Here is a 26,192-nt window from a genome sequence, read left to right as displayed (position 1 = left end):
TTTAATCGAGGTTAGCTAAGCTTTAAAGTATCTAATGATTAGGGTATTTAGCGAGTTCACTGAATGAGTGTGGATATTAAATTACTAAGCCGATTAAAGCTTAAGAGCCGTATGATCCTGATTTTGGGATTAATGGCGATTGTACAGACAGGTTTTATCGGTGTTTTTGCGGTCCATTACCTGCATAAATCGCTAGATGAACAGATTGGTCAAAGAGCTTTAGATGTGGCTAAAACAATTGCTGTCGCTCCACAGATCATCGACGCAGTACAAAGGGGCGATAGCCAATATTTACAGCCTTTAAGTTTGCGATTAGCAGAAGAAACTCAAGCTCGCTTTGTTGTGATTGGAGATAAGCAGGGGATCCGTTTAGCACATCCACGAACAGAAAAAATTGGTCGGCCGATGTCTGATGATGAAGGTGATGATAATGCTCCGGCGCTTGTTGCTGGTCAGGGGTACCTTTCTAAAGCTTTAGGCAGCATGGGGTGGTCGATGCGGGGAAAAGCGCCGATCTTTTCAAATGAGGGTGAGGTTATAGGTCTGGTATCAGTTGGTTATCATCTTGATCAGGTCGAAAACATTATTGAAGAGTATCGGATCACACTGATCGCTGTTATTGGGGCGTCATTTTTATTAAGCGCAATGATTGCGGTTTGGTTTGCTAATCACTTTAAGCGAGCCATTTTTGGCTTGGAACCTGAGCAGATCGCTCGTTTATTTGATGAGCAAAGAGCAACGTTAGAATCGGTGCGTGAAGGGATAATCGCTATCAATAATGATGGACGGATCACAACCTTTAATCGAACAGCTGTGGAAACATTAGGCTTAGCCGATTATGCAGAGCTGACGGGGAGACATATATCAGAGGTGTTACCCGACAGTACAATGCTAGAGGTGCTAAAAACAGGGCAGCCGCAATTTGACGAGGAGGTTTGGCTCTATGGACAAAACCTTATTGCTAACCGCTTACCGTTAAAACAAGGTGATCAGATTACTGGAGTTGTTTCGAGTTTTAGGCGCAAAGACGAATTAGCAATGGTGAGTAAAAAACTAACGCGAATTCAGCAATACGCAGACAGTTTACGCAGCCAGTCACATGAATATTCTAATAAACTGCATACCATCGCAGGTTTGATTCAGATCGGGGCAACTGATGAGGCTCAGGCGCTGATAGGGCAAGAGGCGCAAAGCCATCAAGAGCTGATCACATTGTTACGTGAAGCGGTTTCTGATCCTGTATTGGCAGGGTGTTTATTAGGTAAATATAACCGTGCTAAAGAGATGGGGCTTCACCTTATTATTGATCCTGATAGTAGAATGCTATCGCTACCCGAGAAGCTCCCTCGAGAACACTTAGTCAGCATTATCGGCAACTTAATCGATAATGCACTTGAGGCTACATGGGAGCATACGGGTATAGGTGGAGAGGTTGCGCTTAGTATGTTGGATCTGGGTACAGATCTAATTTTTGAGATTGAAGATCAAGGGCCAGGTGTAAAAGAAGGCGATCAAGAGAAGATCTTTGAAAAAGGATATACCAGCAAAACTAAAGATGGGCACGGCATTGGATTACATCTAGTGAAACAGCTTTTAGGTAATTTAAATGGCACAGTGACCTGTGAACTAGGAGAAAAAGGGGGAAGTCGATTTATCGTCTATATCCCCAAAGCTCAGGGGTGAGGTTTATTCGTAGGTATAAAGAAATGAGTATTGCTAAAGCTTGATACTCAGTGAAATAAAACTCAATTAACAAGTATAAAAAGATGAGTGATATTCGAGTTGTTATTGCAGAAGATGATCAGCAAATAGCTGAGATACAAAAGCGGTTTTTAGAGCGCATCTCTGGATTTGAGTTAGTTGGGATTGCTCACGGGCTAGAAGAGGCAGAGGATCTGGTTGAGGTCTTACAGCCAGAGCTTTTGTTGCTTGATATCCAGTTTCCGACAGGAACCGGTTTGGATTTATTAAGAAAGCTGCGTTCAGGTAATCACGGGACGGATGTTATTTTAATTACCGCCGCTAAAGAGGTGGAAACCCTGCGCGAGGCACTGCGTGGTGGCGTGTTTGATTATATTTTAAAGCCACTGGTTTTTGATCGGCTGCAGGAAACCCTCGAAAACTATCAACTACACCTTAAGAAACTCCAAGCTATGGAGTTATTGGCTCAAAGTGATGTGGATACAGTGCTGCCTAGATCGAGTGGGCAAAGCTCAAGCGTTTCCACTGTCACAGGAGAGGTTCGCCTACCAAAAGGCATTGATGGTATTACTTTAGATAAAGTCCGAAATGTTTTTTGTGCAGTAAATACCCCGCTCAATGCTGAAGAGGTTGGGGAGGAGATCGGCGCGAGTCGTACTACGGCAAGGCGCTATCTCGAGTTCTTAGTGAGTTCAAATGAGCTTATGGCTGAAGTTAGCTACGGCAGTGTTGGGCGTCCAGAGAGAAGATATACCCAAATTAAATAAGTGTTTAACGGTCTGATTATTGCGTATGTTGATCTGATTAGGTTACTGTCCCAGACTTAAGTTAGGCAGAATTATTTATTAGATTATACTGCCTTATTTCCCCTGATTAGAGGTTCTATGCTCACACGCAGACGCTTTTTACTGGGCTTACTTCCGCTAGGTTTAGCTGGTTGTACAACTCATGATGCATTTCGAATCGCAACCAGTGTAGCAAGAGGCCAAAGTGTTGAAGGTGCACTTACCTCTCACGCTAAAAGTAAAGCGACCGGTTGGGTGACCAACCCTAAAGGTTTGGTTAATGATATTAAAAAGTTCTCTCAACTGATCAGCAGCGTATGGGGAGAGGATGAAGCCCTTCAGCCCACGCCAACGACCTATGTTAAATATACCGATAAGTACCTGAGTCGAGGAATCGTAGACTTCGAAAAAGGACAAATTCGCGTCGAAACTTTAGATCAGAGCAAGCTGCAAAGTGCGATAGTAACCTTGCTGTTATCGCCAGAAGATCCAACCCAAGTCGATCTTTATTCGGATGCCCCAGTTACTTTGGGGGGAGAGCCTTTTCTGTATCAGCAGATCCTAGATCATGAAGGCCAACCAGTAAGATGGGGGTGGCGCGCTGAGCGATATGCAAAATACCTTCTAGCGAATTCGTTACAGAAACGTCAAGTAAAGACCGCTAATGGTGTTACAAAAACGGAGTATTTTGTTGAGCTTCCTTTGGTCGAAAAGCACCGCTTAAAAAGGCGCTACCGTTACGCCGCTTTGGTGGACAAGTATTCTCGACAATACAATATCAATCCCTCCTTAGTGTATGCGATCATCGAGACTGAAAGTCACTTTAACCCTTTTGCGGTCAGTCATGCTCCAGCTTATGGATTAATGCAGATTGTTCCAACAACAGCTGGACGAGATGCTCACCAAGAGATTTATGGTCGCGCCGGTACGCCTTCTAGGAATTATCTATTCAATGTCGAGAATAATATCCGTATGGGGTGTGCTTATCTGCATATTTTACAAACACGTTATTTAGTTGAAGTAAGGGATCCGCAGAGCAAGGAATTTTGCATAATTGCTGCGTACAACGGTGGTGTGGGTAATGTGCTTCGAAGTTTCTCTAGTGATCGTCGGCAAGCAATTAGTGCGATTAATCGATCATCTTCCTCTAGCGTGTGGCAGAGATTGCAGAGCCGCATGCCATTAGAAACACAGCGCTATTTGGTCAAAGTAACCGACGCTAAGCGCCGTTATGTATAAGAATCAAATGATTGGCATATACCTAAAGCGATTCGCTCTATAAAATAGCGCCTTTCAGCGTCGATGATCAGGAGATAGCGTGACACAGTTTCGTCCATGTATCGATCTGCACCAAGGGCAGGTTAAGCAAATTGTTGGAGGTAGCTTGCAAGATAGTGGTGCTGATACCAATTATGTAAGCCCTTATGATGCGGCTTATTATGCGGAACTTTATCAGCAGCATAATCTGACGGGCGGTCACGTCATCGCATTAGGGCCTGGTAACAAAGAGCAGGCTTTATTAGCGCTCTCAACTTGGCAAGGTGGTCTCCAGTTTGGTGGTGGTGTAAATAATGAAAACGCTACTGAGTTTCTAGAAGCCGGTGCATCCCACGTTATTGTTACTTCGTATCTATTCGATCAAGGTCAATTTAGCTGGGAACGTTTAGAGAAGATTAAAGCTGAAACTGGTGCTGATAAGCTTATTTTGGACCTTAGCTGCCGTCGTACGGAAACGGGTTGGAATATAGCGACCGACCGTTGGCAAACGGTGACGAGTCTGGCAGTTGATGAGAAAACTTTGTCTGAATTAGGTGAACATTGCGCTGAATTTTTAATCCATGCTGCGGACGTTGAGGGCTTACAGGGTGGTATAGATCAAGAGCTAGTTAAGCTCTTAGGAAAAGCGTGTTCGATTCCAGTTACTTATGCCGGTGGGGCGCGTTCTCTAGAAGATCTAAAGCTGGTGGATCAGCTATCTCAAGGCAATGTCGATCTTACAATCGGCAGCGCCCTAGATATCTTTGGCGGTAAGGGTGTCACTTTAGAAGAGTGTATCGCGTGGAATGCTCGATAAAGTAAATCAAGGATAAGAAAAAGGCAGCGAATTTCGCTGCCTTTTTTATGTGTGTAGATGGACAGTTTTATTTAAAAAGCTGCGCAAATTGCCCATAGCCTTGGGCTGTTAGCTCCTCTTTAGGTACAAAGCGAAGAGACGCTGAGTTTATGCAATAACGTAAGCCTGTAGGAGCTGGACCATCGTTAAAAACATGACCCAAATGAGAATCTGCTCGTGAACTTCTTACTTCAACTCGTTTCATAAAGAAGGAGTTGTCCTCTTTCTCTACGATTTCTACTCCTTTGATAGGCTGAGTAAAACTCGGCCAGCCGGTACCGGACTTGTATTTATCCGTCGATGAGAAGAGTGGTTCACCACTGACGATATCTACATAGATGCCTTCACGCTTTTCATCCCAGTACTCGTTATCAAATGGTCTTTCTGTGCCATCTTCTTGAGTTACTTTGTACTGAAGCGGACTAAGATTAGACTTTAAATAGTGCTCAGAAGGTTTTACAAACTGTTGGATGCGATAGTCAGCATCTGAACTTTGGCCTTTGTATTGGGATAGATCATGTTTAGCATTTTCACCCCAAACCTTTGATAAAAATTGATCACGACCAGAGCCATTACGGTAGTAACTATAGCGAAGTGGGTTTTTCGCATAATAATCTTGGTGATAATCCTCAGCAGGGAAGAAGTTCTTAAACGGTGCAATTTCAGTCTCTAAAGGTTTACCGTAAACGCCAGACTTAACAAGCGCATCAACAGACTGATCGATAGCATGTTTTTGTGCTGCATTATGATAGTAAACCGCTGGACGGTACTGCTTCCCTCTATCAACAAATTGACCATCTCCATCGGTTGGGTTCATAACTCGCCATAGATGTTCGAGTAGGCCAGCGTAAGAGATTATTTCAGGGTTGTAGTACACCTGAATCGCTTCAGTGTGTTTGGTTAAACCTGCAGAAACTTCTTTGTAATTTGGATTTGCTTTTTCGCCTCCGCTATAGCCTGAAATGACCTGAACAACACCATCGAGCTTTTCAAAGTCTGATTCTGTGCACCAGAAACATCCGCCGGCGAAAGTAGCTATAGCAAGCTGATTTGATTGTGTTATTGCTGGTGCAGTTGATAGGGAGGCTTGCTCATTTCCTGTGGACAGGGTCGCAATACCCACGCCAAGTATTGAAATGGCTGAGATGGCAATTATTTTTTTCATTTCGACAGAACCTGTAAATACTGGTAATGAAAATTTAGAGAGGTCGTTAAGCAATTGGTTCCATAAAATCTGAAAGCCTTTTACTAAGCCATTATAAAAAGCGGAATTGGTAAACTTTGCTATGCTCTTATTAGGGGAGAGCCCCCTATAATTGCTTAAGGAGCTCGATATCGGTACATCAAACTGTAATGATCCAACATTATTGTTATTGCCGGTTTGGCCAAAGGAATGAAGTTATGCTTTCTAAATCCAATCCAAATCAAATTGAATCCCCTTGCGTAAGAAATTGTTGCCTGAATGAGCATGATATTTGCGTTGGGTGTTATCGATCTTTAGACGAAATCCTTCGTTGGAGTAAAGTGTCGGAAGATGAGCGTTCAAGGATTTTAAAGAATACTGATCGTCGTAAGGCGCAGTTGTCTGCTATTAAGCTAAATGATTGAAAAGCTAGTCTACCTTTTTCAAAACTGACTGATATGTAATCACTAGTCGAGAGTTTTGAGCAATATGCTGAAATATCAGAGTTTTTTGATAAATATCCTTTGACATATTGTGCCAGTTAGGCGAATTTTATAGATGATTTTTATACCCCTTGTAATTTAAAGTGTATTGAAGCGGTATATTGATGTAATTCTTATAGAAATAAGGAACATCCATGATGGACGCTAACAGTGTATTGGCAATGCCTGAAGAGCTATCTATTGCAAATGTGACTGAATGGCAGCAAAAGTTAGGTAATTACCTAAACTCGGTTGATTCTGTTGTCTTAGATGGTGCTCAGCTCAGTCGAGTAGATACTGCCGCACTGCAGCTGTTAACGGCTTTTTGCTTGAAAGCGCAAAACTTGCAAAAGTCTGTAGAGTGGAAAAACCCTTCTGATTCTCTAGTGAAGACTGCATGTCAGTTAGGTCTAGAAAAAACTCTATCCCTTAAAAATGATTAACCTGCTCAGGATTTATGTGGAGATTAGTATAAATGGCTAGCATCTTAGTTGTTGATGATTCGGCTTCCCTAAGAAATATGGTGACCTTTACCCTTAAACAGGAAGGTTACCAAGTAGTAGAAGCGGCTAATGGGCAGGAAGCTTTAGGTAAGGCTCAAACAGGACGTTTCGATTTGGTTCTTACAGATGTAAATATGCCGATTATGGACGGCATTACATTGTGTGCCGAGTTGCGTAAATTACCCGCGTTTAAGTTTACGCCAATTTTAGTTTTAACTACCGAAAGTTCCCCTGAAATGAAACAGAGGGGTAAAGGGGCTGGTGCAACGGGGTGGCTCGTTAAACCATTTAATCCTGAGAAACTTCTTAGCACAATTAAGCGTGTAGTACGGTAGATAGCATTATGAGTATTGATCTATCACAGTTTATAGCTACTTTCCTTGAAGAGAGCTATGAAGGTTTAGAGGTTATGGAGTCCAGCCTTCTAAATCTTGATTCAGCCGATGAAGAAACGATCAATACTATTTTTCGTGCTGCGCACTCAATAAAAGGCGGTGCGGGCACGTTCGGTTTCAACGAAGTAGCAGATTTTACCCATGTAGTTGAAACATTATTAGATGAGTTACGTAGTGGCAAACAGTCCATAACCCCCGAGCTTGTTAATCTCTTACTTGAGTCTGTCGATTGTATCAAAATGCTTCTTGAAGCGGCTCAAGATGGTCCTGAAGTTGATGCTGCGAAGATCCAGCAAGTAAAACAGCGTTTAGAGCAAGCTTTGGGGCAAGAGCCTTCTCAAGATCAAGCGCTGTCCGAGGCTCCAGTAAGTGATTCTGGTGAGGCTGATGCTGAGATGTCTTGCTGGAATATAAAGTTTACCCCTCATCGTGATCTACTCCAGGCAGGCCACGAGCCTGCTTTTATGTTTGAAGCCTTGGCTGAGTTAGGTGAGTTAACGGCAACTCCAAGTTTTGCAAATTTGCCTGATTTTTCATCTATAAATTCAGAAGAACTTTTTCTCTCTTGGGATTTACAGCTCGTTTCTGATGATTGTTCAGAAGATGAGGTTCGGGAAATCTTCGAATGGGTAGAAGACGAATGTGATCTCGAAGTAAATCAGGGGAAAGCTTGCTCTAATCCTCTCACTGTTAAAGAGGATGCTGTAAGCAGTGAAGCAGGATGGTCAATCTTGTTTAGCCCTAAGCCTTCAATGCTTGAAACAGGCAATGAACCTAGTTTCATGTTTGAAGCGTTAGAAGAATTAGGTCAACTTGATATTCAAGTTAATCTAGAGCGACTAGTCGATTTTGATAAGCTTAATCCAGAACAGCTGTTACTTTCTTGGCAATTAGATCTGATATCTGATTGCAGTAAAGAAGAAATAGAAGAGGTGTTTGAGTGGGTTGAGGATGAATGTACTCTAGATTTAGAACCTAAAGTACAACAGTCTTCTAATGAAGTTGAGGAAAGTTCTGCACAAAGTGGAACGCCATCAAACGTAGAACCCCCTTCAATTCAATCTTCTGCTCCTACAGCAGAGTCTGCACCCAAACTTGAGACACAAAAATCAAGTGCTTCTGTACCTGCAAATCAAGCTAGCACAGCTCGGAAACCTAAGGCAGCTGAGAGCAGCTCTATTAGGGTAGATACAGATAAAATCGACGCACTAATTAACCGTGTTGGTGAATTGGTAATCACTCAAGCCATGCTTGGACAGGTGGGAGAAGAGCTCGCTGAAATAACCGGCGGTTCTGAAGTCGAGCGCCTGCAGTCTGGTCTTGAGCAATTAGAGAGAAACACGCGCGATCTCCAAGAAGATGTAATGCGTGTTCGTATGTTGCCTATTAGTTTTGTTTTCAACCGCTTCCCTCGTTTGGTTCATGATGTCAGTGGCAAGTTAGGTAAGAAAGTAGAGCTCGTTATTACAGGTGAGCAAACGGAAATCGATAAGACAGTAATGGAGAAGATCGGTGATCCAATGGTTCACTTGATTCGAAATTCTCTTGATCATGGTTTAGAAGCGCCTGATGAGCGTGCGGCTGCCGGTAAGTCTGAAGTCGGCAGGGTGGAGCTTAATGCATATCATCAGGGTGGTTTTATTATTATCGATATTACCGATGATGGTCGTGGGTTAAACACCGAAAAAATCTACCAGAAAGCATTAGATAACGGACTTATAACAGCTGATCAGCAGCTTAGTGATAGTGAAATTAATGAGCTTATCTTTAAGCCTGGTTTTTCGACAGCTGATGCGGTGAGCGATCTATCGGGCCGTGGCGTTGGCATGGATGTAGTAAGACGTAACATTGAATCGTTAGGCGGGCATGTCAGCGTAACTTCTGAACCCGGTCACGGTTCAACCTTTAGTGTCAGCCTGCCTCTGACTTTAGCCATACTAGACGGTCAGCTTGTTCGTGTTCATAACGAAACTTATATTGTTCCGCTGATTTCTATTGTAGAAACAATCCTTGCTGATAAATCTGCAATGAGCCCGATTGCGGGTGAAAACAAACTGCTTCATTTCCGCGAAGAATATATCCCGCTTATCAACTTACGTACTCTATTTAAGCTTCCTGTCGACGAAGATCAAACTGATACATGTTTAATCGCCATTGTTGAAAATGGTGGGCAAAAAATCGGTTTAGTTGTAGATGAACTATTTGGACAGCAGCAGGTTGTAATTAAAAGCTTGGAAGTTAACTTCAAGCGTATTGAAGGGTTTGCAGGAGCAACGATCTTGGGCGATGGCAGTGTGGCGCTAATCCTTGATATTGCCGGTCTGATGAAACGCGGTTTGGATTTTGAATCGGCAAAAGCTGCTCAAAAACGAAATGAAATATCACGTAGTGAACATGCTGATCAGGGAGCTGTGGCATGACAGATACTGAATGGCAGGAGCAATCTGAGCTTTTAGATCAAACAGCCGATGGGCACCAATATCTAAGTTTTCTTCTTGATGATGAAGAGTACGGGGTGGATATTCTTAGGGTGCAGGAACTTAGAGGCTGGACGCCGGTTACTCATGTGCCAGATATGCCTGACTACCTAAAAGGTGTGCTGAACTTACGTGGGGCGATTATTCCTGTGATTGATCTGCGTTTGCGATTTGGTCTTAATCCTGTCGAATATGGGCCTACAACGGTTGTTATTGTGATCAATGTAGATAGTGGCACTAGTCAACGTGTGATGGGGATCATTGTTGATGCGGTTGCTGAAACATATACGCTGTCAACAAATCAGATACAACCAGCACCACAGATAGGTGGAGTGATAAATGCTGAATTTATTACTGGCCTTGTGGCGCAGGATGACAAAATGATTGTCCTGATGGACATAGATGAATTAATGAATTCCGATGAGTTAGCTGCAGACTCATCAACAAGAGCTGAAGTGTAAGGGGCGGAGGATAAGAAATGAAAATCAATGAGCCGGTTACGGATCGCGAAGTTAAGCTCAGAGATGGTCAGGAACTTGTTACAAAAACAAACCTGAAAGGGATAATTACTTATACCAATCCGGACTTTGTAGAGATCAGTGGGTTTAGTCGGGATGAGTTAGTGGGTAAAAACCACAATGTGGTTCGTCACCCTGATATGCCTCCTGCAGCTTTTAAAGATCTATGGGATACCCTTAAGTTGGGTCGTCCATGGTCTAAATTAGTAAAAAACCGTTGTAAAAATGGTGATTACTATTGGGTTAAGGCTAATGTTACCCCTATTTTCCGCAATGGAGAGATTGTTGAGTACATGTCTGTACGAACTCGCCCAAGCCAGGATGAGATTGAACAGGCAACAGTTCTATATGCGAAGCTAAAGCGCAATGAGGCAACAATTCCTTCGCCAAATGCTGTTCCTAAGCAGAATCTAGCAGGTCAAATAAATCATCATGCCGTGATGGCTGTTGTAGCAGCAGTGCTGATTAATGCCGCGATTTACTTCATGGGCTTGCCTGCTGAAGCACTGATGGTTGGTCCGATTGTTGCTTTCCTAATCATTCTTTTCGGTGCTAATAATTGCTTGAAAACCGGTGTTATTAAACCGTTAGAGCAAGCTAGACGACACATGCTTGATATCACTGAAGGAGACTATCTAGCACCAATTCCTTTGGATGAACCTGGCGAAACGGGTGAGCTAAAACGAAATGTCAAAATTCTAGCAACAAAGCTCGGTTACGAAGTGAATGATGCCAAAGAAGCAGCGAATCGTGCTTCTCGCATTAAAGTAGCCCTAGATAACGTGTCTTCTAATGTTATGTTGGCGGATAACGACGGCAATATTATTTATTGTAATGATGCAGTCTTGGGAATGATGCGTAATGCTGAAGCAGATATCCGTGAACAATTACCCGATTTTGATGCTGAAACAATTTTGGGATCTAATTTCGATATTTTCCATAAAAACCCAGAACATCAGCGACGCATGCTGGAAGGCCTTAAAACCACTTATAACGGTAAAATCAAAGTTGGCACACGTAGCTTTAGTTTGATTGCCAACCCAGTAATTGATGAGAACAGCCAACGACTGGGTACAGTTGTTGAGTGGATGGATATTACCGATCAGCTTGTTGCGGAAGACCAAGTTGCTAATCTGATTCAAAAAGCTTCACAAGGCGAATTGAACGAGCGACTAGATGTAGAACTTTATAGTGGTTTTATGGCGAATATTGCTTCTGGTGTTAACCAAATGCTGGATGCTGTAGTAGAGCCTCTTCGCGAAGTTAAACGTGTGTTAAATGCTATGTCTGATGGTGATTTGACCCAGCAGATGTCCGGTAACTTCCAAGGTGAGTTTGCAGAGCTGAACAATGCGCTTAATAGTTCCTTGCACAACCTGAATACAATGGTCGGTGAGATCAGAACAGCGGGTGCAAGTATTACAACGGGTGCTTCTGAAATCTCAAGTGGTAACACAACACTAAGTTCCCGTACTGAATCTCAAGCTGCAAGTTTACAAGAAACTGCAGCAAGCATGGAGCAGATGACCAGTACTGTTAAGCAAAATGCTGACAACGCTGATGAAGCACGAAACCAAGCAAGTGATGCTCAGAAATTGGCTGAGAAGGGTGGCGAGATCTCCAATAAGGTTGTGACCTCAATGGGTGATATTCGTGCTAGCTCGACCAAAATTGCAGAAATTATCGGCGTGATTGATGAAATTGCTTTCCAGACTAACTTGCTTGCTTTGAACGCAGCTGTAGAAGCCGCGCGAGCTGGCGAACAAGGTCGTGGTTTCGCAGTAGTTGCATCCGAAGTTCGTAGTCTTGCTCAACGAAGCGCAAGTGCGGCGAAAGAGATCAAAGAGCTGATCAGCGATAGCGTTGAAAAAGTTGAAGAGGGTGGATTGTTCGTTGATGAGTCCGGCAAAGCGTTAGCTGAAATCATGGACGCTATCAAAAACGTATCGACAATCATCAGTGAAATTGCTGCAGCTAGCCGTGAACAGGCGATTGGTATTGAGCAAGTGAACATTGCTGTAACGCAAATGGATGAAGGTACTCAGCAAAATGCGGCACTGGTAGAGGAGGTTGCGGCTGCTTCTGCGTCCATGGAAGAGCAAGCTGGTCAACTTCAAACTCTAGTAAACCAATTTGAAGTAGTAGAAGCAGAGGGTATGTCTAGCTCAGTGCAAGCACCGACAAAAACTGAAGGTGTGAGCCGTCTAAGAGAGTTAGCAAGCCAGAACGTTCAAACTGAGCGCAAGCCTGAAGTTAAACGCACTGTACCAAAGCAGCCAATTATAAGTGCCGGTGCTAGTGGTGATGAGTGGGAAGAGTTTTAAGTAGTAAAAAACAGCCTATCTGAATTGATAGGCTGTTTAACACTCTTTTAAATTTCAGGGAGCGTTAATGGCATCAGATTCTACCAGATCCCGAGAGTTTACCTTTACAAGACAACATTTTGTGAAGGTAAGGGATGAGCTTTACGATTATGCTGGAATTGTACTAGCTGATCACAAGCAAGATATGGCCTATAACCGTTTGGTACGACGCCTGAGAGAGTTAAAACTTGCTAACTTTGATGATTATTTCTCTTTTTTAGACAATAACCCTGTCGAATTTAGTCAATTTATTAATGCTCTTACCACAAATCTAACTGCTTTTTTCCGTGAAAAGCACCATTTTGAATTTATAACAAATACGATTATTCCAGAAATAAAAGCGAGTAATGCTTCTCGGGTTAGAGGTTGGTCCGCTGGTTGTTCTCTAGGGGAAGAGCCCTACAGCTTGGCAATCACTTTGTTAGAGGCGGGGATAGACCCTTCGTGTTGGGATATCCGCTTATTGGCGACTGATATAGATTCCAAAGTGTTGAGTAGTGCAAAATCGGGTATCTACACGGAAGACCGAATAAAAAATCTGCCTGATTCACAACTGAAACGTTGGTTCTTGAAAGGAAAGGGCTCACAAAAAGGTTTTGTTAAAGTTAAACCTGAACTGCAAAATTTGCTCAGGTTTAATTATCTGAATTTGATGCAGGATTGGCCAATCGAAGGGCCTTTAGATTTTATTTTTTGTCGAAATGTAATGATCTATTTCGATCAAAATACGCAAGCACGCTTATTGGATCGAATGCATTCTTTACTCAAACCTAATGGTTATCTATTTGTAGGGCATTCTGAAGCATTGGCACGTCATGCTAGTAATTTTGAGTTAGTGGGTAAAACTATCTACAGAAAGGTAGGGTGAACTGGATGCCTGTAGAACAGAAACGGCCTAAATATGTATCCGGTTTTCATCATTTCAAATCTTTCTGGGAGCCGCGCTGGGAGCTTTATGCCGTAAAGGTAAAGCCTGGTGAGTTTTATATTGCAAATGATGAGTTAGTAATTACGACTTTGTTGGGCTCCTGTATTTCGGCTTGTATCTTTGACCCTGAGACAGGGTATGGCGGTTTAAATCATTTTATGTTGCCTACCGGTGGCCCCAATGATGATATGCAGCGATCCTCTCGATATGGTTTGTTTGCTATGGAACAGTTGGTTAATGAGCTAATGAAGCATGGCTGCCTGAGAGAAAACTTACAAGTCAAGTTAACTGGCGGTGGGAATATGATGTCTGGCATCGCCAATATCGGTCAGCAAAATATAGATTTTATTCTTAAGTATATAGATGACGAAGGTTTAAAACTGATAGCCTCAGATTTAGGTGGAGATCAAGCTCGTCGAGTGGCATTTTTCCCAACCACTGGACGTATGTTAGTTAACAAACTAGATCACCGTGATGACCAGCTTGTAATTGCTGAAGAGCGTTCTTACCAAATTGATGTTGATCAGCATTTGGATGATTCGGATGTTGAACTCTTTTAAAGGAAATTACCCTGATATGGAAAAAACTCGGGTATTAATAGTTGATGATTCTGCCTTGGTCCGCGGAGTGATTAGCGAATTGTTATCTTTAGACCCTGGTATTGAGGTCGTAGGCACCGCGGTTGACCCTTATGATGCTAGAGACAAGATCAAGCAATTGAAGCCAGATGTGCTAACGCTAGATATTGAAATGCCAAAGATGGATGGCATTACTTTCTTAAAGAATTTAATGAAATTAAACCCGATGCCTGTAGTTATGCTATCGACTCTGACGCATGAAGGCGCTGATGCCACTCTACAGTCATTAGAAATTGGTGCGATAGATTATATAGCTAAGCCTTCCAACACTCAGTCAGACGATCATTTAGAATTATTTCAGTCTGACTTAGTCGCGAAAGTGAAAGCTGCAGCTTCAACTTCCGCCAAACTAAAGTTTAATCGTAATAATCGAGAGCAAATATCAAAAGTTGTGACTAAAGCACCTATGGCGCGAGCAAGAAATCAGCTTGTTGCTATAGGCTCGTCGACAGGTGGAACAGAGGCTTTGCATCATATTTTGGCTTCATTGCCGAACAATATGCCTCCGATCATTGTTACGCAACATATACCTGCGAGTTTTAGTGATAGGTTTGCAAATCGTCTAAATAAGAACTGTGATTTAAATGTAGCTGAAGCGAAAGCAGGCGATGTTCTTCAACCGGGGCATGTCTATATCGCACCGGGGGATTTTCATCTCAGAATAAAGCAGAATGGTCACGAATTTGTCTGTGCTTTAGATGATAGCGCTCCAGTAAATCGCCATAAACCTTCGGTAGAAGTTATGTTTGACTCTATTGCATCTTTAGATCAGCGTAATGTGACGACTGTCATGCTAACGGGTATGGGTGAAGATGGTGCAATGGCTATGAAAAGCCTAGTGGATAAAGGTGCTCACTCTATTGTGCAAGACGAGGCAACAAGTCTTGTATGGGGAATGCCAGGGGCTGCTGTAAGGCTTGGAGCCGCAAAAGAAGTTGTACCTTTAAATGATATTGCGCAACGATTGGTCCAGCACCTTTCGTAATTTTGAGTGATTGAGGTTAGCTAAATGACGTTAAAGAAAATAATGTTGGTTGCCGCTTTGGTGGCAAGTTTAGTGTTAGCGACTGCAGAGGTTCTAGGGCTTGAAAGTATCGTGAACCTTATCTGTCTTGTGGTGCTAATACCTGCCCTTCTTGCTCAATTTGTAATTAATGATACGGCTGCAAATTCACGAAATAACTCGGAAACGAGAACGAGTAGAGTGGTTAGTTCCTCGGTTGGTGTTGACCCAGTACTGCAAGAGGCTGTGAACGAAGTTTCTCAGACGCTTGTTCACGACGCGATGATTGTAAATCAAGAGGTGTCGCGTGTAGATGGCTTGATTAAAGAATCGGTTCATTTAATGAGCGATAGTTTTCATACAATGCATGATTTGGCAAGTCGTCAGGCAGCATTAACAGCTGAAATTATTAATCAAACGCATGAAGGCGATTCTCAAGGTGGCGAGCAAAATCTAAACCAAGAAACATTCAGTATTCAAAGTTTCATCTCTGAAACAGGTCACACTTTGGATCAGTTTGTGAATGTAATGGTTGATGTAAGTAAGAACAGTTTAGAAACCGTCCATCATATAGATGATATGGTCGAAAAATTGGATGGCATTTTTGGTTTGATCGAAAATGTTGAGGGGCTCGCTAGTCAGACAAACTTATTGGCTCTTAATGCAAGTATTGAAGCTGCTCGAGCTGGCGAAGCCGGCCGAGGTTTTGCTGTAGTTGCGGATGAAGTTCGAACTCTGTCGATTAATTCTGCTAGTTTGAATAATGAAATTCGTGAAGAGATCGGTTCTGCTAAAGAGACTATCGAAGTCCTACGTAGCACCGTAGGTGGAATGGCCTCTACTGATATGAGTGACACCATTGGCACGAAAGATAAGATGGGTCAAATGCTTGAGCATATGGCTAATATGAATCATTTCTTAAATGAGAAGGTTACTGAAATTTCACATATTGGTACTCAACTCAGTAGCAGTGTTGATCAGGCTGTACGTTCGTTACAGTTTGAAGATATCTCTTCTCAAGCGCTTTCATCAGTGGAGCATAATGTCGATTCCTTGAATGAGGTATCAGCATTAATTTCAAATGTAATTACGCCAGATCATCAAGTTAATAGTGCCGCTGCAGAAAAATGTATGGCACGTTGTAAAGAGTTAAGAGAGGAATCTTTACATCGCAATCAGTCGCGAACTGTTGCGCAGAATGATATGGATGAAGGGGAAGTGGAGCTGTTCTAGTGGCGTTCTGCAATCCAAAAAGTCTTAGGAAGATGGGATAACTTATGGCAATTTCTGTACAAAATGCTGGTGATAATAAAACGATTAATATTATTGTGTCTCAGCAGTTTGATTACTCCTTACATCAATCTTTTCGAGACGCTTATCGAAATGTTGATGTCCCTGGTACTATTTTTAAAGTGGATCTATCCAAGGCTACCTATATGGATAGTTCGGCTTTAGGCATGATTCTTTTGCTAAAAGAGCATGCGGAGAAGAAAGGTGGGAAAGTAATTATCTCGAAGCCTAATGAATCGGTACATAAAATTTTAACAATTGCGAATTTCGATCAGTTTGTAACTATCGAGAGTTAAGGGTTTATGGTTGAAGCTGAAGTAAGTCAGGCTGGAAGTGGCGATAATCAAGTATTAATTGTTGATGATATGCGCCTGAATCGTCAGATATTAGGTCAGATGATTCTAGAGATGGGATTGGAGGCGGTCTTTGCTGAAACGGGCGAAGAGGCGGTTGAAAAATACCAGGCATTAAATCCAAGCCTGATTCTCATGGATATCAATATGCCTGGTATGGATGGTATTCAGGCTACCAGAAAAATTAAACAGGCTGCTGAAGACAGTTTCATTCCAATAATTTTTGTGACCGGGGCAGAAGGGCAGGATGTTATACGTCAGGCTATCGATGCCGGTGGTGATGATTATATCCAGCGACCTTTTCCTTTTGAGTTACTTGAAGGAAAAATTGTCGCGCTAAGGCGCATCGCGCAACTTTACCGTCAGGTTAATCGTTTAAATCACCTGCGAGCTCGAGAAGAGGAGGTGGCAGAGCAGTTATTAAGTGGTGCTGTTGAGTCTGCCAATGTTGCTCTCGATCAAATACGAATTCATAAACAACCTGCGGAAACATTCAGCGGCGATGTCCAACTCAGTGCTTTCCGCCCTAACGGCGAATTAAATGTTCTTTTGGGGGATTTCACTGGTCATGGTTTGACTTCTACGATTGGTGCTTTACCTCTATCAGAAACCTTTAGGGCAATGACAGCTAAGGGTTATGATGCAGAAGAGATCATCGCTCAGATTAATCGTAAGTTACAAAAGCTTTTGCCTACAGGAATGTTTCTCGCGACAGCTATAGTCACTTTGAGCCCAGATGGTACGGCTAAAATATGGAACGGAGGTTTGCCTGATATTTTGGTGATCTCTAAAGGTGTAGTGGTGCAACGTATTGTATCCAGTCATCCTCCTCTAGGCATTATCCCTTCAGTCAAAGAGCTTAATTTTGAACATACCAAGGTTGAGCCGGACGATCATATTCTGTTACTCAGTGATGGTGTAATTGAAGCTGAAAATCATAAAGCTGAGCAGTTTGGTGAAGATCGGTTATATCAATCTATAGCCGCTCAGAAAGCTAATCCTGAGACTCATTTAGTCGATATCATCTTGTCAGACCTCAGTGAATTTGTTGATGGCAATATTCAGAAAGATGATATTTCTCTGATAGATATTCCAGGCAGCGTTACAGCCGATGATATCAAACCGATCACGCCGTGCGGTGTTGAATTGGATGTGAGTGAGTCCTCTATTCTCGATATCTGGAACTGGAATTTAGAGCTACAAGGAGCTAGTTTAGCCCGTATTAACCCTGTGGCGCAGGCACTAAGTCGTCTTCAGGAATCAGAAGGTGGTGGTGATCAGTGGCACAGTGTATTCAGCATATTGACGGAGCTCTATGTTAATGCCCTTGATCATGGGGTGTTGAAGCTTGAATCCAGCTTAAAATCTTCTCCTGAAGGGTTTGCCGAATACTTTAGCGAACGAGAAAAAAGACTTGAAGCCCTTTCAAGTGGTGCAGTTGCGCTATACCTGCAACATACTCGTTTTGCCCATGGGGGACGTCTTTTAGTGAGGGTAGAAGACAGCGGAGAAGGTTTTGACTATGACCATTGGCTACATAGTAAAAAAAGCTCCTGTGCTGGTCAGTTTAGCGGGAGAGGTATAGCGTTGGTTTCTGATCTATGTGACAGCATACGTTACGAAAACGCTGGAACTGCTGTAGAAGTGGTATATAGCTACTCCACTAAAGACTAGATTTTTTGCGCAATAATCAAAAATTCTCGGTTACCATCTCCGCCTTTAATTGGGCTTTCAAAGTAATCGAGTATTTGCATACCTTGATCAGAACAGCACTCTACTACTTGAGCCTTAACTTGTGGGTAGAGTGAGCTATCTCGCACAATACCTCCTCGACCGATGCCTTCTTTTCCTACCTCAAACTGTGGTTTTACAAGGCTAATCAAATATCCGCTTTCAGCGATAAGCGGAATTAAAGAAGGTAGAATTTTACGTTGAGATATAAAGGAAACGTCCATAACCGCAAGGTCAAATCCTTTGTCATCGGTATGCTTAAGAAGCATATCTTGAGGTAAATCCCGACCATTGACACCTTCATAACAAGTAACTCGAGGATCTACGCGAAGCTTATCCGCTAGTTGATCATGACCTACTTCGATACCTACCACAGCATCAATACCTGCTTGTAGCAAGCAATCAGTAAAACCGCCTGTAGATTGGCCAACATCGATAGCTATTTTGCCACTAAGTTCTAGTTGTAGCGTATCTAGAGCCTTTAAAAGTTTTAAAGCACCGCGAGAGACGTAACGGTCACCTTCATCTTCTTCAACCTCAAATGGTGTATCAGGGTCTAACTTTAGACCAGGTTTTGTAAGAGGCTGCCATTTGCCTTTGATCTCAGCTTGAACTCTGCTTGATTTGATTAATTGTTGCGCGTGGGTGCGCGAACGGGCAAATCCCAGTTCAACAAGTAGAAGGTCAGCACGTTGCATAGTTCAAATCGGATCCGTTAAAAAGAGGGGATTATACGCAATCTAACCCTAGCTGGTTAGATTTTTAATAGGAGTGTAAACTCCCCAGTAAGCATATTTGTAATGGCTCAATTACGTCTATTTAATGCAAATTATCTTCTATACAGGGAAAACTATGAATAAAAGTATCATCAGTACTGAAAGTGCACCTTCTGCAATTGGTACGTACTCTCAAGCGGTTCGCGTTGGCAACACGGTCTATATGTCTGGTCAGATCCCTTTGATTCCGGCAACTATGGAGATGGTTACTGAGTCGTTTGAAGCACAAGCGGAGCAGGTTTTCAAAAACTTGCAGGCTGTCGCTGAAGCAGCGGGTGGTTCTCTTTCTGATGTGGTTAAGGTAACTATTTTGTTATCTGACATGAGCCACTTTGCGATGGTTAATGAGGTGATGGCGCGTTATTTCTCTGAGCCATACCCAGCACGCGCAGCGTTTGCGGTGAAGCAATTACCGAAAGATGCAGATATCGAAGTAGAAGCAATTATGGTGACTGCTGAGTAATTGATCTGCAGTGATCTAGAAGGTAAAAAGGCAAGCTCGCGCTTGCCTTTTTTAATCCCATCCTTGAGAAAACACTAAACAGTTCAAGAAGGGGGAAGAATGTTTAGTGGTAAAAACTAGAGCTTAGCTCTCTTTTTTCTTGCTATCTTTTCTGTTTCTACGCGGCGGACGGTTACGGCTGTTGCTGTTACCTTTGCCACCTCGATCAGAACCGCGGCCTTTGCCACCACCGCCACGACGTTCGCCGCCACTTGTGGCTTCTTTAAGATTAAGGCGCTGACCACATACAACTGCTTTTCGTAATTGTTGTACGACAGATTTTGGCATACCTATTGGTAGATCAACTGTTGAGCAATCGTCGTAGATCTCGATAGCACCAATAAAGTTGGCATCTAAATCTGCTTCATTAGCTATTGCGCCCACAATGTTCTTTGGAGCAACACCATGGTCATGACCAACGCTGATCAAATAGCGCTGCATCTCAACATCAGGGTGATCCTTCAGTTGTTTTGCTTTAGTGGACATGCCACGTGGTGGGCGCTTGCCACGGTCATCTCTATCACGATCGCCACGTTCACGACGAGGTGGACGCTCTTGCTCTTTCATCAGCAGCGGAGTTTCGCCTTGTAGAAGATGAGCCAGCGCGGATGCGATAATAAGCGGATCTGCATCGTGTTCCTGCTGATATTCGGTCAGTAGGTTTTTGAAGAAATCTAAATCTTGGCTATCGATCGTCTGTGTGATGCCATCAACAAAGCGCTGTACACGCTTTTCATTGATGTCATCAGTAGACGGCAGTTGCATAGTCTCGATCTGCTGACGAGTCGCGCGCTCAATAGACTTAAGCATGCGTTGTTCTCGAGGCGATACGAACAAAATCGCTTCGCCTTCTCGACCTGCACGGCCAGTACGACCAATACGGTGAATATAAGATTCAGTATCGTAAGGGATATCGTAGTTAAGAACGTGGCTGATACGCTCTACGTCCAAACCGCGTGCTACAACGTCAGTTGCGATTAGGATGTCGATTTGACCGCGTTTAAGCTTGTCGATTGTACGTTCACGCAGGTTTTGTGAAATGTCACCATTCAGTGCTTCACAAGCGTAACCACGAGCAGATAGTTTTTCTGCTAACTCAACCGTTGCAGATTTTGTGCGTACGAAAATCAGCATGGCATCAAACGTTTGCATCTCTAGGATACGTGTTAATGCATCTAACTTTTGATTGCCAGATACGCGAAGGTATTTTTGCGTGATCGTGGTAGCCGTTGCTGTTTTCGCTTTGATGCGAACTTCAGCAGGGGAGTTCAGATGATTCTCAGCGACTTTCTTAATCTGCGAAGGCATAGTCGCAGAAAAAAGCGCAATCTGACGATCATCTGGTGTGTGTTCTAGTACCCACTCAACATCGTCGATAAAGCCCATACGAAGCATTTCATCGGCTTCATCTAGTACTAGAGCCTGAAGGTTATCTAGTTTAAGAGAGCCACGACGCATGTGATCCATTACACGTCCAGGCGTACCAACAACAACTTGCGCACCACGTTTTAGTTGGCGAAGTTGGCTGTCGTAAGCTTGACCGCCGTAAATTGGTAAAACGTGGAAGTCAGGAAGGTTACGAGCATAAGTTTGGCACGCTTCAGCAACCTGAATAGCTAATTCACGAGTAGGTGCAAGAATAAGCAATTGCGTATGACGGCTTTTTAGATCAAGCCTAGATAGCAATGGCAGGGAAAATGCGGCAGTTTTACCGGTACCCGTTTGTGCAATACCCAGAAGGTCTTTACCCTCTAGTAGATGAGGAATACTTTGTGCCTGAATTGGAGATGGCGTTTCGTATCCGATCTCGTCCAGGACCTTCAATACGGGAGCCGCAAGGCCAAGCTCAGCAAAGGACAGCTGATCTTCTGAATTCATTCTTTGACTTACCTATTCGGAATTAGGGCAGGGCTGCATACTATTTTAAGATACAGTATAGGCTGCTCTGGTGGGAAAGCGGGCATTATACACCTCAGCCAGCCCATAACAAGTTCTCAGGCCTTTAATATCTAGTTTATACCGTTATCTTTGGTGAAATTTTAGCCATTGTAATTGTGCGTATTTTAAACAGCGATATTTTTGTTCTACAGCACCATCTAAATAGAACTAATCATCTAAAATTTGGGAAAGTAATTTTTTTAGAGTTGCGGGTTCAAAAGGCTTATCCGCCATAGCATTTACGCCTGATTTGGCGACATTACTCAGATGGGCATGGCTTGCTTCACTGGTTACCATCAAAATAGGAATATGAGAGTAATCCCCAGAGCCTCTTACATATTCGGCAAGTTGCAAACCATTAATTTCTGGCATGTTGTAATCGGTAACAATGAGATCAAAACCATTGGGAAGTAAGGGGATTGCTTCAGAGCCATCAGTGGCTTGAGTGATATTTTCAATACCTAAATTTTTTAAAACGTTGGTAATAACTTTACGAGCCATACGGCTATCATCTACTACTAATACCCTCAATGAGGCAGCGTCATAATACTCAAGATCCAGCTCATGGTGGGACAATATATCCAGAGTTGAATTTATTGCGGTTGCTAAATGATCGTGATTAAAAGGCTTTGGCAGAATAGCTACGATGCCCGCTTGTTTAAACTTGTCTAACTCACTATGTCTATTTTCACTTGATACCAGCATAAATGGCAGGTCAGTAAGAGAAGGGTCGTTACGAATAAATTGAAGCAGTTCCTCTGCTGAGCCGTCGGAGAAATAAAGGGCGCTAATAATTAAATCTGGGCGAACCGATTTTATTTGTTTAATAGCAGTCGCTACGCTGTCAGCTTCATCTATACGCTCAACTAATTCTTTGTTTAGCTCTTTACGTATAATCTTTCTTTGAGTGGCTGAGGGCTCTACAAGTAAAATCGTTAGATCTGAAGAAGTTAGCTCCGACATATATTGTCCCTTTTATTGTCCCTTTTATTGTCATTTATTATTTATTATTCAAGCTTTCGTATAGATCATATCCTTTTAAAGCTGAGTAAACTTTGATTTGAAGCTAAAGTGTATGTAATTAGCAGTGAGTTAATTCCTAAGTAGAATAGTGGGGAGTATAAAATGAAAAGATTTATTTTAGGTTTCTTAGTGTTTCTATTTAGTTTTTCTGTTTTAGCCCAAACCTCCCTTTGGAAAGTGACAAAAACAGGGGAAGAGATCTACCTTGCAGGGACCATTCATGTCTTAGCACCTTCCGACCTACCGTTTCCAAAAGCGTTTGATTGGGCCTATAACGCTTCAGATATAGTCGTTTTAGAGACCGAAATGTCAGAGATTCTCGATCCTAATTTTCAGGCGAGACTGATGGCCCATTTTTCCTATAGAGATGGGCGTCTATTAACGCAGATGATCTCCCCAGAGCTTTATCAGGAGCTCCAGCAGTATCTGCGTGATCGTGGTCTTATTCCACACATATTTATCGGTATGAAGCCAGCAGGCGTTATGTTAACGATGCTCGGCATAGAGTTTCAGCGCTTAGGTATTTCTGAAGATGGTGCTGATACTGTTTACTACCAGCAAGCTATTAAGGATGGTAAGGAGACCCTTGGTCTTGAATCGATCGAAGACCATATTGGTTTTATAGCAGAGCTGGGTGAGGGTAACGAGGAGCGTTATCTGAAGCAGACACTTGAGGATATGAAAGAGACCGAGAGTATGATGCGAGAGATGGTTCTCTACTGGAAATCTGGAGATACGGAAGGCCTGGAAAAGATTGTCGTAGAGCAGATGAAGAGCGATTATCCGAAGGTGTATCAATCCCTATTGGTTGATAGAAATGAGCGTTGGTTGCCTCAGATTAAATCGATGCTTACAACGCCTGAGATTGAATTTGTATTGGTAGGTGCTGCTCACCTGATTGGCCCAGATGGCATTCTAAAAGAGCTAAAACAGCAAGGTTATTCTGTAGAACAGATGTAAGGATAAAATTATGCTAGGAACACGCATTATTCTACTTTCAATGAGTGGTGCCCCAGGAGCAGGGGAGAGCGCTCCCGAAGCAGAGGTGATTTGCGCTGCAAACCATGATATTCCTCTCTTTTGGCTGTTGCCTTTTGCTTGTGAGGATCTGCAGTATTTTGAAGTCGCTGCGGAAAGTGATGGCATCCTCAGTCACAATGGAAATGTAAAATATCCGGTTTTAGTCGCTGAGCGTGCAAAGCTACTAGATCGTCTTGAGCAACGTTGTAAATTACTCAAACCATTTATCTCTGATTCTGATGAAGAATTGTTACAGCGTTGGACTAAGTTTATTTCAAAACTGTCGGCACCTGTCATTGCGATGGATACCTATGAGTTATGGTGTAACTCAAGCCAGCAAGAACAGTTAGCGGATAATATCCTCGCCAAACTAGCTGTGTTTGATGGCCTTAGCAGTGAAAATGCTTCAAATTCTCTAGAAGAGTTAAAGCACAAAGGCATTTGGCAAGAAGGGAATCAAATTGCCTTAGCTGGATTTGGTTGGTAATTCAGATAAAAAAAACCGCCACATCTAAATGTTTGCAAGCAAACGCCATGGTGTGACGGTGTTCAGGAAGGTTGTTTTCAGTATAACTTAGTTTATAAACTTTGCAGTTTTACTGAATTTTAATATTCCGATGGAGTTACTTTAAGCTGTTACCCAAACCACTTCAGCGTCTTCTTCACTGGTGGAGACTAATGCATGGCCCATCTCGCAATCGTAATAGGCTGAATCTCCAGGGAAGAGCTCCAGAGGCTCATAAAACTCTGTGTAGAGCAGAAGCGAGCCTCTCAAAACAAACAGGAACTCTTCGCCATCATGTCTAACCCAATCAGTATATTCGTCAAAATCGCGAGCCCTAACCGTTGTGCGATATGGGATCATCTTTTTGGTACTTAGCTGAGTTGCTAGTAACTCGTGTTCATAGGTTGGAGTCGGGTGGGGTACACCTTCGCCTCCACGGGTAATATCTCGACGACCACCCGCGCCGGCACCGCGCTTAGGTTGGGAGAACAGTTGAGGAATATCGATACCTAAGCCTTTAACTAATTTGTTGACGGCACTAAAGGTTGGGGATATCTGCTCGTTTTCGATTTTAGAAAGTGTTGAGCGGGCAAGACCTGTGAGTTTGCTTGCTTCTTCCAGAGTCAGATTTTGGCTTAAACGAATCTCTTTGACACGCTTACCCAACTGCAGAGGTTCTAGTGTAGCTTCTGTTTGACCGTTGCTCCGTTGTAGGCCTAGTTTTTCTTTCTCTTCCTTTAGGAAAAATGGCTCGTCAGACATGCATACAACCCCGAATCTCACTCTGTTTTTAATTATCTTTGAGCACAAATATAGTGCTATTTAGACAGTATACATGGTTGATAAGGGGTTCTCTAATAGGCGAAAGGGTGATCCATATATTTCAGCCGCGTTAGGCGCGGCTGATATGAATGAAAGGTGTAGGTTAGTGATTTTGATTGTAGCGATCACCTCTTTTATCCAATTTGGCATCAATACGGCTACCTTTTTTATCTAACCTTGCATCGATGCGGTCACCTTTGAGATCCAGCTTAGCAGCTAATTTGTCTTTCCCTTGTGAGGATGCACGCTCAGAACGGCGGTCTAACTTATCGTTAATCCGATCACCTTTTCTATCGAGTCGATCTTCAATGCGATCGCCTTTAGCATCTAAACGAGCTTCTACACGATCGCCTTTATCTTCTGCATGCGCTAGGCCGGTAAAAGCTAAAGTCGTGATCATTAAAGTTTGAGCGATAATGTTTTTCATAAGTGTCCCCTAACGTTTTTGTGTTTGTTACTAACTACAACGGGGTAGAGGGAAAACGGTTGACAAAAAAACGGCAGAATTTCTGCCGATTTAAGTTTTATTTGTCTGTGTTTGCCTTTAACTTCTCTCTAAAGGCTTTGCGCTGTTTGGGTGTGAGTTCTTGCCAGCGTTGCCTTAATGCTTGTCGTTTTTCTTTGGGCATCTGCCTAAATTCTACGTATTTACCTTTTAGCTTCTTCTTCTGTTCAGGGCTTAGTTTATTCCAACGTTTGTACTGTTTCTTTAGTCGTTCTTTTTGTTCTGGCGACATGGATTGCCAACGCTTAAAGCGTTTTTGAGCACGCTCTCGCTGTTGCGGCGTCATGTTCTTGAACCGTTCTGCGCCTCTAAGTAATTTTTGCTGTCGCTCTTCTGGCAATTGGTTCCATTTTTCAGAGAGGGGTGCTAAAAATTTCTGTTGTTCATCCGTTAAACTATCCCATTGGGTTACTGCTGCGCTGAGGTAAGTGGATGATAGGCACCATGTGATTAGGAAAAGTGATTTAATTAGTTTCATTAGAATCCTCCTCCGCAGCTCTATCTTCAAGTTGCTCTGATTCATTGGTTGAGTCGTCGTTCAATTCAAGAGCTTGTTCAATCCAAGATTCATTTTCTTCTTGGCCTAAAAATTCTAAAAAACTCATACTAGGTTCTGTATCTTCTGCGCTTAGTAAGCT

27 protein-coding genes are annotated in these 26,192 nt (G+C 42.8%); 19 read left to right on the top strand and 8 right to left on the bottom strand.

Annotated features, from left to right (window positions below; all coding sequences use genetic code 11):
* The first annotated feature begins 63 nt into the window (after nt 1–63).
* The 4 genes from ACMXYW_RS10305 (at nt 64) to hisA (ending at nt 4,560) form a co-directional block, all read left to right on the top strand.
* Entirely contained in the window at nt 64–1,683 is a 1,620-nt protein-coding gene (locus ACMXYW_RS10305; protein WP_415903982.1) for an ATP-binding protein, read from the top strand.
* Between the two features lie 83 nt (nt 1,684–1,766).
* Nucleotides 1,767–2,468: a response regulator gene (locus tag ACMXYW_RS10300; RefSeq protein WP_415903981.1), complete on the top strand. Its 702-nt coding sequence runs from the start codon at nt 1,767–1,769 to the stop codon at nt 2,466–2,468.
* A 117-nt stretch (nt 2,469–2,585) separates the two neighbouring features.
* On the top strand, nt 2,586–3,725 hold the full coding sequence (locus ACMXYW_RS10295) for a murein transglycosylase domain-containing protein (protein ID WP_415903980.1): 1,140 nt from the start codon (nt 2,586–2,588) through the stop codon (nt 3,723–3,725).
* 79 nt (nt 3,726–3,804) lie between these two features.
* Nucleotides 3,805–4,560, top strand: a complete 756-nt coding sequence (gene hisA / locus ACMXYW_RS10290) for a phosphoribosylformimino-5-aminoimidazole carboxamide ribotide isomerase (RefSeq protein ID WP_415903979.1) — start codon at nt 3,805–3,807, stop codon at nt 4,558–4,560.
* Between the two features lie 67 nt (nt 4,561–4,627).
* Here the strand turns inward: hisA and msrB are convergent, their stop codons facing one another.
* Complete coding sequence (gene msrB, locus ACMXYW_RS10285; RefSeq protein WP_415901102.1) at nt 4,628–5,662, bottom strand: peptide-methionine (R)-S-oxide reductase MsrB; 1,035 nt, start codon at nt 5,660–5,662, stop codon at nt 4,628–4,630.
* A gap of 290 nt (nt 5,663–5,952) precedes the next feature.
* Between msrB and ACMXYW_RS10280 the strand changes: the two genes are divergently transcribed.
* From ACMXYW_RS10280 to ACMXYW_RS10225, 12 genes are all read left to right on the top strand, one after another.
* The gene (locus ACMXYW_RS10280) at nt 5,953–6,207 is read left to right on the top strand and encodes a DUF1289 domain-containing protein (RefSeq protein WP_415903978.1); all 255 of its coding nucleotides are present in this window, start codon (nt 5,953–5,955) and stop codon (nt 6,205–6,207) included.
* A gap of 212 nt (nt 6,208–6,419) precedes the next feature.
* A complete protein-coding gene (locus ACMXYW_RS10275) occupies nt 6,420–6,707 on the top strand; it encodes an STAS domain-containing protein (RefSeq protein ID WP_415900694.1) in 288 nt (95 codons plus the stop codon).
* A 32-nt stretch (nt 6,708–6,739) separates the two neighbouring features.
* Nucleotides 6,740–7,102 (top strand): response regulator, encoded by a 363-nt coding sequence (locus tag ACMXYW_RS10270; RefSeq protein ID WP_415881668.1) that lies wholly within the window; start codon nt 6,740–6,742, stop codon nt 7,100–7,102.
* 8 nt (nt 7,103–7,110) lie between these two features.
* Nucleotides 7,111–9,582: a chemotaxis protein CheA gene (locus ACMXYW_RS10265; RefSeq protein WP_415903977.1), complete on the top strand. Its 2,472-nt coding sequence runs from the start codon at nt 7,111–7,113 to the stop codon at nt 9,580–9,582.
* Nucleotides 9,579–10,100, top strand: coding sequence for a chemotaxis protein CheW (locus ACMXYW_RS10260; protein ID WP_415893937.1), 522 nt, complete (start codon nt 9,579–9,581; stop codon nt 10,098–10,100). Before ACMXYW_RS10265 ends, ACMXYW_RS10260 begins: the two co-directional genes overlap by 4 nt.
* A 17-nt stretch (nt 10,101–10,117) precedes the next feature.
* Nucleotides 10,118–12,481 (top strand): methyl-accepting chemotaxis protein, encoded by a 2,364-nt coding sequence (locus tag ACMXYW_RS10255; protein WP_415903976.1) that lies wholly within the window; start codon nt 10,118–10,120, stop codon nt 12,479–12,481.
* Between the two features lie 67 nt (nt 12,482–12,548).
* The gene (locus ACMXYW_RS10250; protein ID WP_415903975.1) at nt 12,549–13,388 is read left to right on the top strand and encodes a CheR family methyltransferase; all 840 of its coding nucleotides are present in this window, start codon (nt 12,549–12,551) and stop codon (nt 13,386–13,388) included.
* Nucleotides 13,389–13,393: 5 nt separating this feature from the next.
* Nucleotides 13,394–14,008: a chemotaxis protein CheD gene (locus ACMXYW_RS10245; RefSeq protein ID WP_415903974.1), complete on the top strand. Its 615-nt coding sequence runs from the start codon at nt 13,394–13,396 to the stop codon at nt 14,006–14,008.
* A complete protein-coding gene (locus ACMXYW_RS10240) occupies nt 13,992–15,071 on the top strand; it encodes a protein-glutamate methylesterase/protein-glutamine glutaminase (RefSeq protein WP_415903973.1) in 1,080 nt (359 codons plus the stop codon). The genes ACMXYW_RS10245 and ACMXYW_RS10240 overlap by 17 nt, the downstream gene beginning before the upstream one ends.
* A 24-nt stretch (nt 15,072–15,095) precedes the next feature.
* A complete protein-coding gene (locus ACMXYW_RS10235; protein ID WP_415903972.1) occupies nt 15,096–16,322 on the top strand; it encodes a methyl-accepting chemotaxis protein in 1,227 nt (408 codons plus the stop codon).
* A 44-nt stretch (nt 16,323–16,366) separates the two neighbouring features.
* Nucleotides 16,367–16,675 carry an STAS domain-containing protein gene (locus ACMXYW_RS10230; RefSeq protein ID WP_415900703.1) on the top strand — a complete coding sequence of 103 codons (309 nt, stop codon included), beginning with the start codon at nt 16,367–16,369 and terminating at the stop codon, nt 16,673–16,675.
* A 6-nt stretch (nt 16,676–16,681) separates the two neighbouring features.
* Nucleotides 16,682–18,406, top strand: a complete 1,725-nt coding sequence (locus ACMXYW_RS10225; protein ID WP_415903971.1) for an ATP-binding SpoIIE family protein phosphatase — start codon at nt 16,682–16,684, stop codon at nt 18,404–18,406.
* On the opposite strand, the gene ACMXYW_RS10220 is transcribed toward ACMXYW_RS10225, so the two are convergent.
* On the bottom strand, nt 18,403–19,161 hold the full coding sequence (locus tag ACMXYW_RS10220; RefSeq protein ID WP_415903970.1) for a TlyA family RNA methyltransferase: 759 nt from the start codon (nt 19,159–19,161) through the stop codon (nt 18,403–18,405). The two genes, ACMXYW_RS10225 and ACMXYW_RS10220, sit on opposite strands and share 4 nt — an antisense overlap.
* Before the next feature lie 154 nt (nt 19,162–19,315).
* Here ACMXYW_RS10220 and ACMXYW_RS10215 point away from each other — a divergent pair, with 154 nt between their 5' ends.
* Complete coding sequence (locus ACMXYW_RS10215) at nt 19,316–19,702, top strand: RidA family protein (RefSeq protein ID WP_415903969.1); 387 nt, start codon at nt 19,316–19,318, stop codon at nt 19,700–19,702.
* Between the two features lie 123 nt (nt 19,703–19,825).
* Here ACMXYW_RS10215 and ACMXYW_RS10210 read toward each other — a convergent pair whose 3' ends face one another.
* Both ACMXYW_RS10210 and ACMXYW_RS10205 read right to left on the bottom strand, forming a co-directional pair.
* Nucleotides 19,826–21,619, bottom strand: coding sequence for a DEAD/DEAH box helicase (locus ACMXYW_RS10210; RefSeq protein ID WP_415903968.1), 1,794 nt, complete (start codon nt 21,617–21,619; stop codon nt 19,826–19,828).
* A gap of 228 nt (nt 21,620–21,847) precedes the next feature.
* Nucleotides 21,848–22,642: a response regulator gene (locus ACMXYW_RS10205; protein ID WP_415900708.1), complete on the bottom strand. Its 795-nt coding sequence runs from the start codon at nt 22,640–22,642 to the stop codon at nt 21,848–21,850.
* A 162-nt stretch (nt 22,643–22,804) separates the two neighbouring features.
* On the opposite strand from ACMXYW_RS10205, the gene ACMXYW_RS10200 reads away from it, so the two are divergent.
* The gene (locus ACMXYW_RS10200; RefSeq protein ID WP_415903967.1) at nt 22,805–23,662 is read left to right on the top strand and encodes a TraB/GumN family protein; all 858 of its coding nucleotides are present in this window, start codon (nt 22,805–22,807) and stop codon (nt 23,660–23,662) included.
* Nucleotides 23,663–23,672: 10 nt separating this feature from the next.
* A complete protein-coding gene (locus tag ACMXYW_RS10195; RefSeq protein ID WP_415903966.1) occupies nt 23,673–24,209 on the top strand; it encodes a hypothetical protein in 537 nt (178 codons plus the stop codon).
* A gap of 141 nt (nt 24,210–24,350) precedes the next feature.
* On the opposite strand, the gene ACMXYW_RS10190 is transcribed toward ACMXYW_RS10195, so the two are convergent.
* The 4 genes from ACMXYW_RS10190 to ACMXYW_RS10175 all read right to left on the bottom strand — a co-directional run bounded on the left by ACMXYW_RS10190 (nt 24,351) and on the right by ACMXYW_RS10175 (nt 26,159).
* Entirely contained in the window at nt 24,351–24,989 is a 639-nt protein-coding gene (locus tag ACMXYW_RS10190) for a helix-turn-helix domain-containing protein (protein ID WP_415893952.1), read from the bottom strand.
* A gap of 163 nt (nt 24,990–25,152) precedes the next feature.
* Nucleotides 25,153–25,476, bottom strand: coding sequence for a hypothetical protein (locus ACMXYW_RS10185; RefSeq protein ID WP_415903965.1), 324 nt, complete (start codon nt 25,474–25,476; stop codon nt 25,153–25,155).
* A 97-nt stretch (nt 25,477–25,573) separates the two neighbouring features.
* Nucleotides 25,574–26,032: a DUF3106 domain-containing protein gene (locus ACMXYW_RS10180; protein WP_415903964.1), complete on the bottom strand. Its 459-nt coding sequence runs from the start codon at nt 26,030–26,032 to the stop codon at nt 25,574–25,576.
* Entirely contained in the window at nt 26,019–26,159 is a 141-nt protein-coding gene (locus ACMXYW_RS10175) for a hypothetical protein (RefSeq protein WP_415903963.1), read from the bottom strand. Before ACMXYW_RS10175 ends, ACMXYW_RS10180 begins: the two co-directional genes overlap by 14 nt.
* Between the last annotated feature and the right edge of the window lie 33 nt (nt 26,160–26,192).

This window comes from Neptuniibacter sp. QD48_55 (genome assembly GCF_047778115.1).
Taxonomy (GTDB): domain Bacteria; phylum Pseudomonadota; class Gammaproteobacteria; order Pseudomonadales; family Balneatricaceae; genus Neptuniibacter.
Note: the sequence above shows the minus strand (reverse complement) of the source record. Positions and strands in the feature narration are given on the sequence as shown.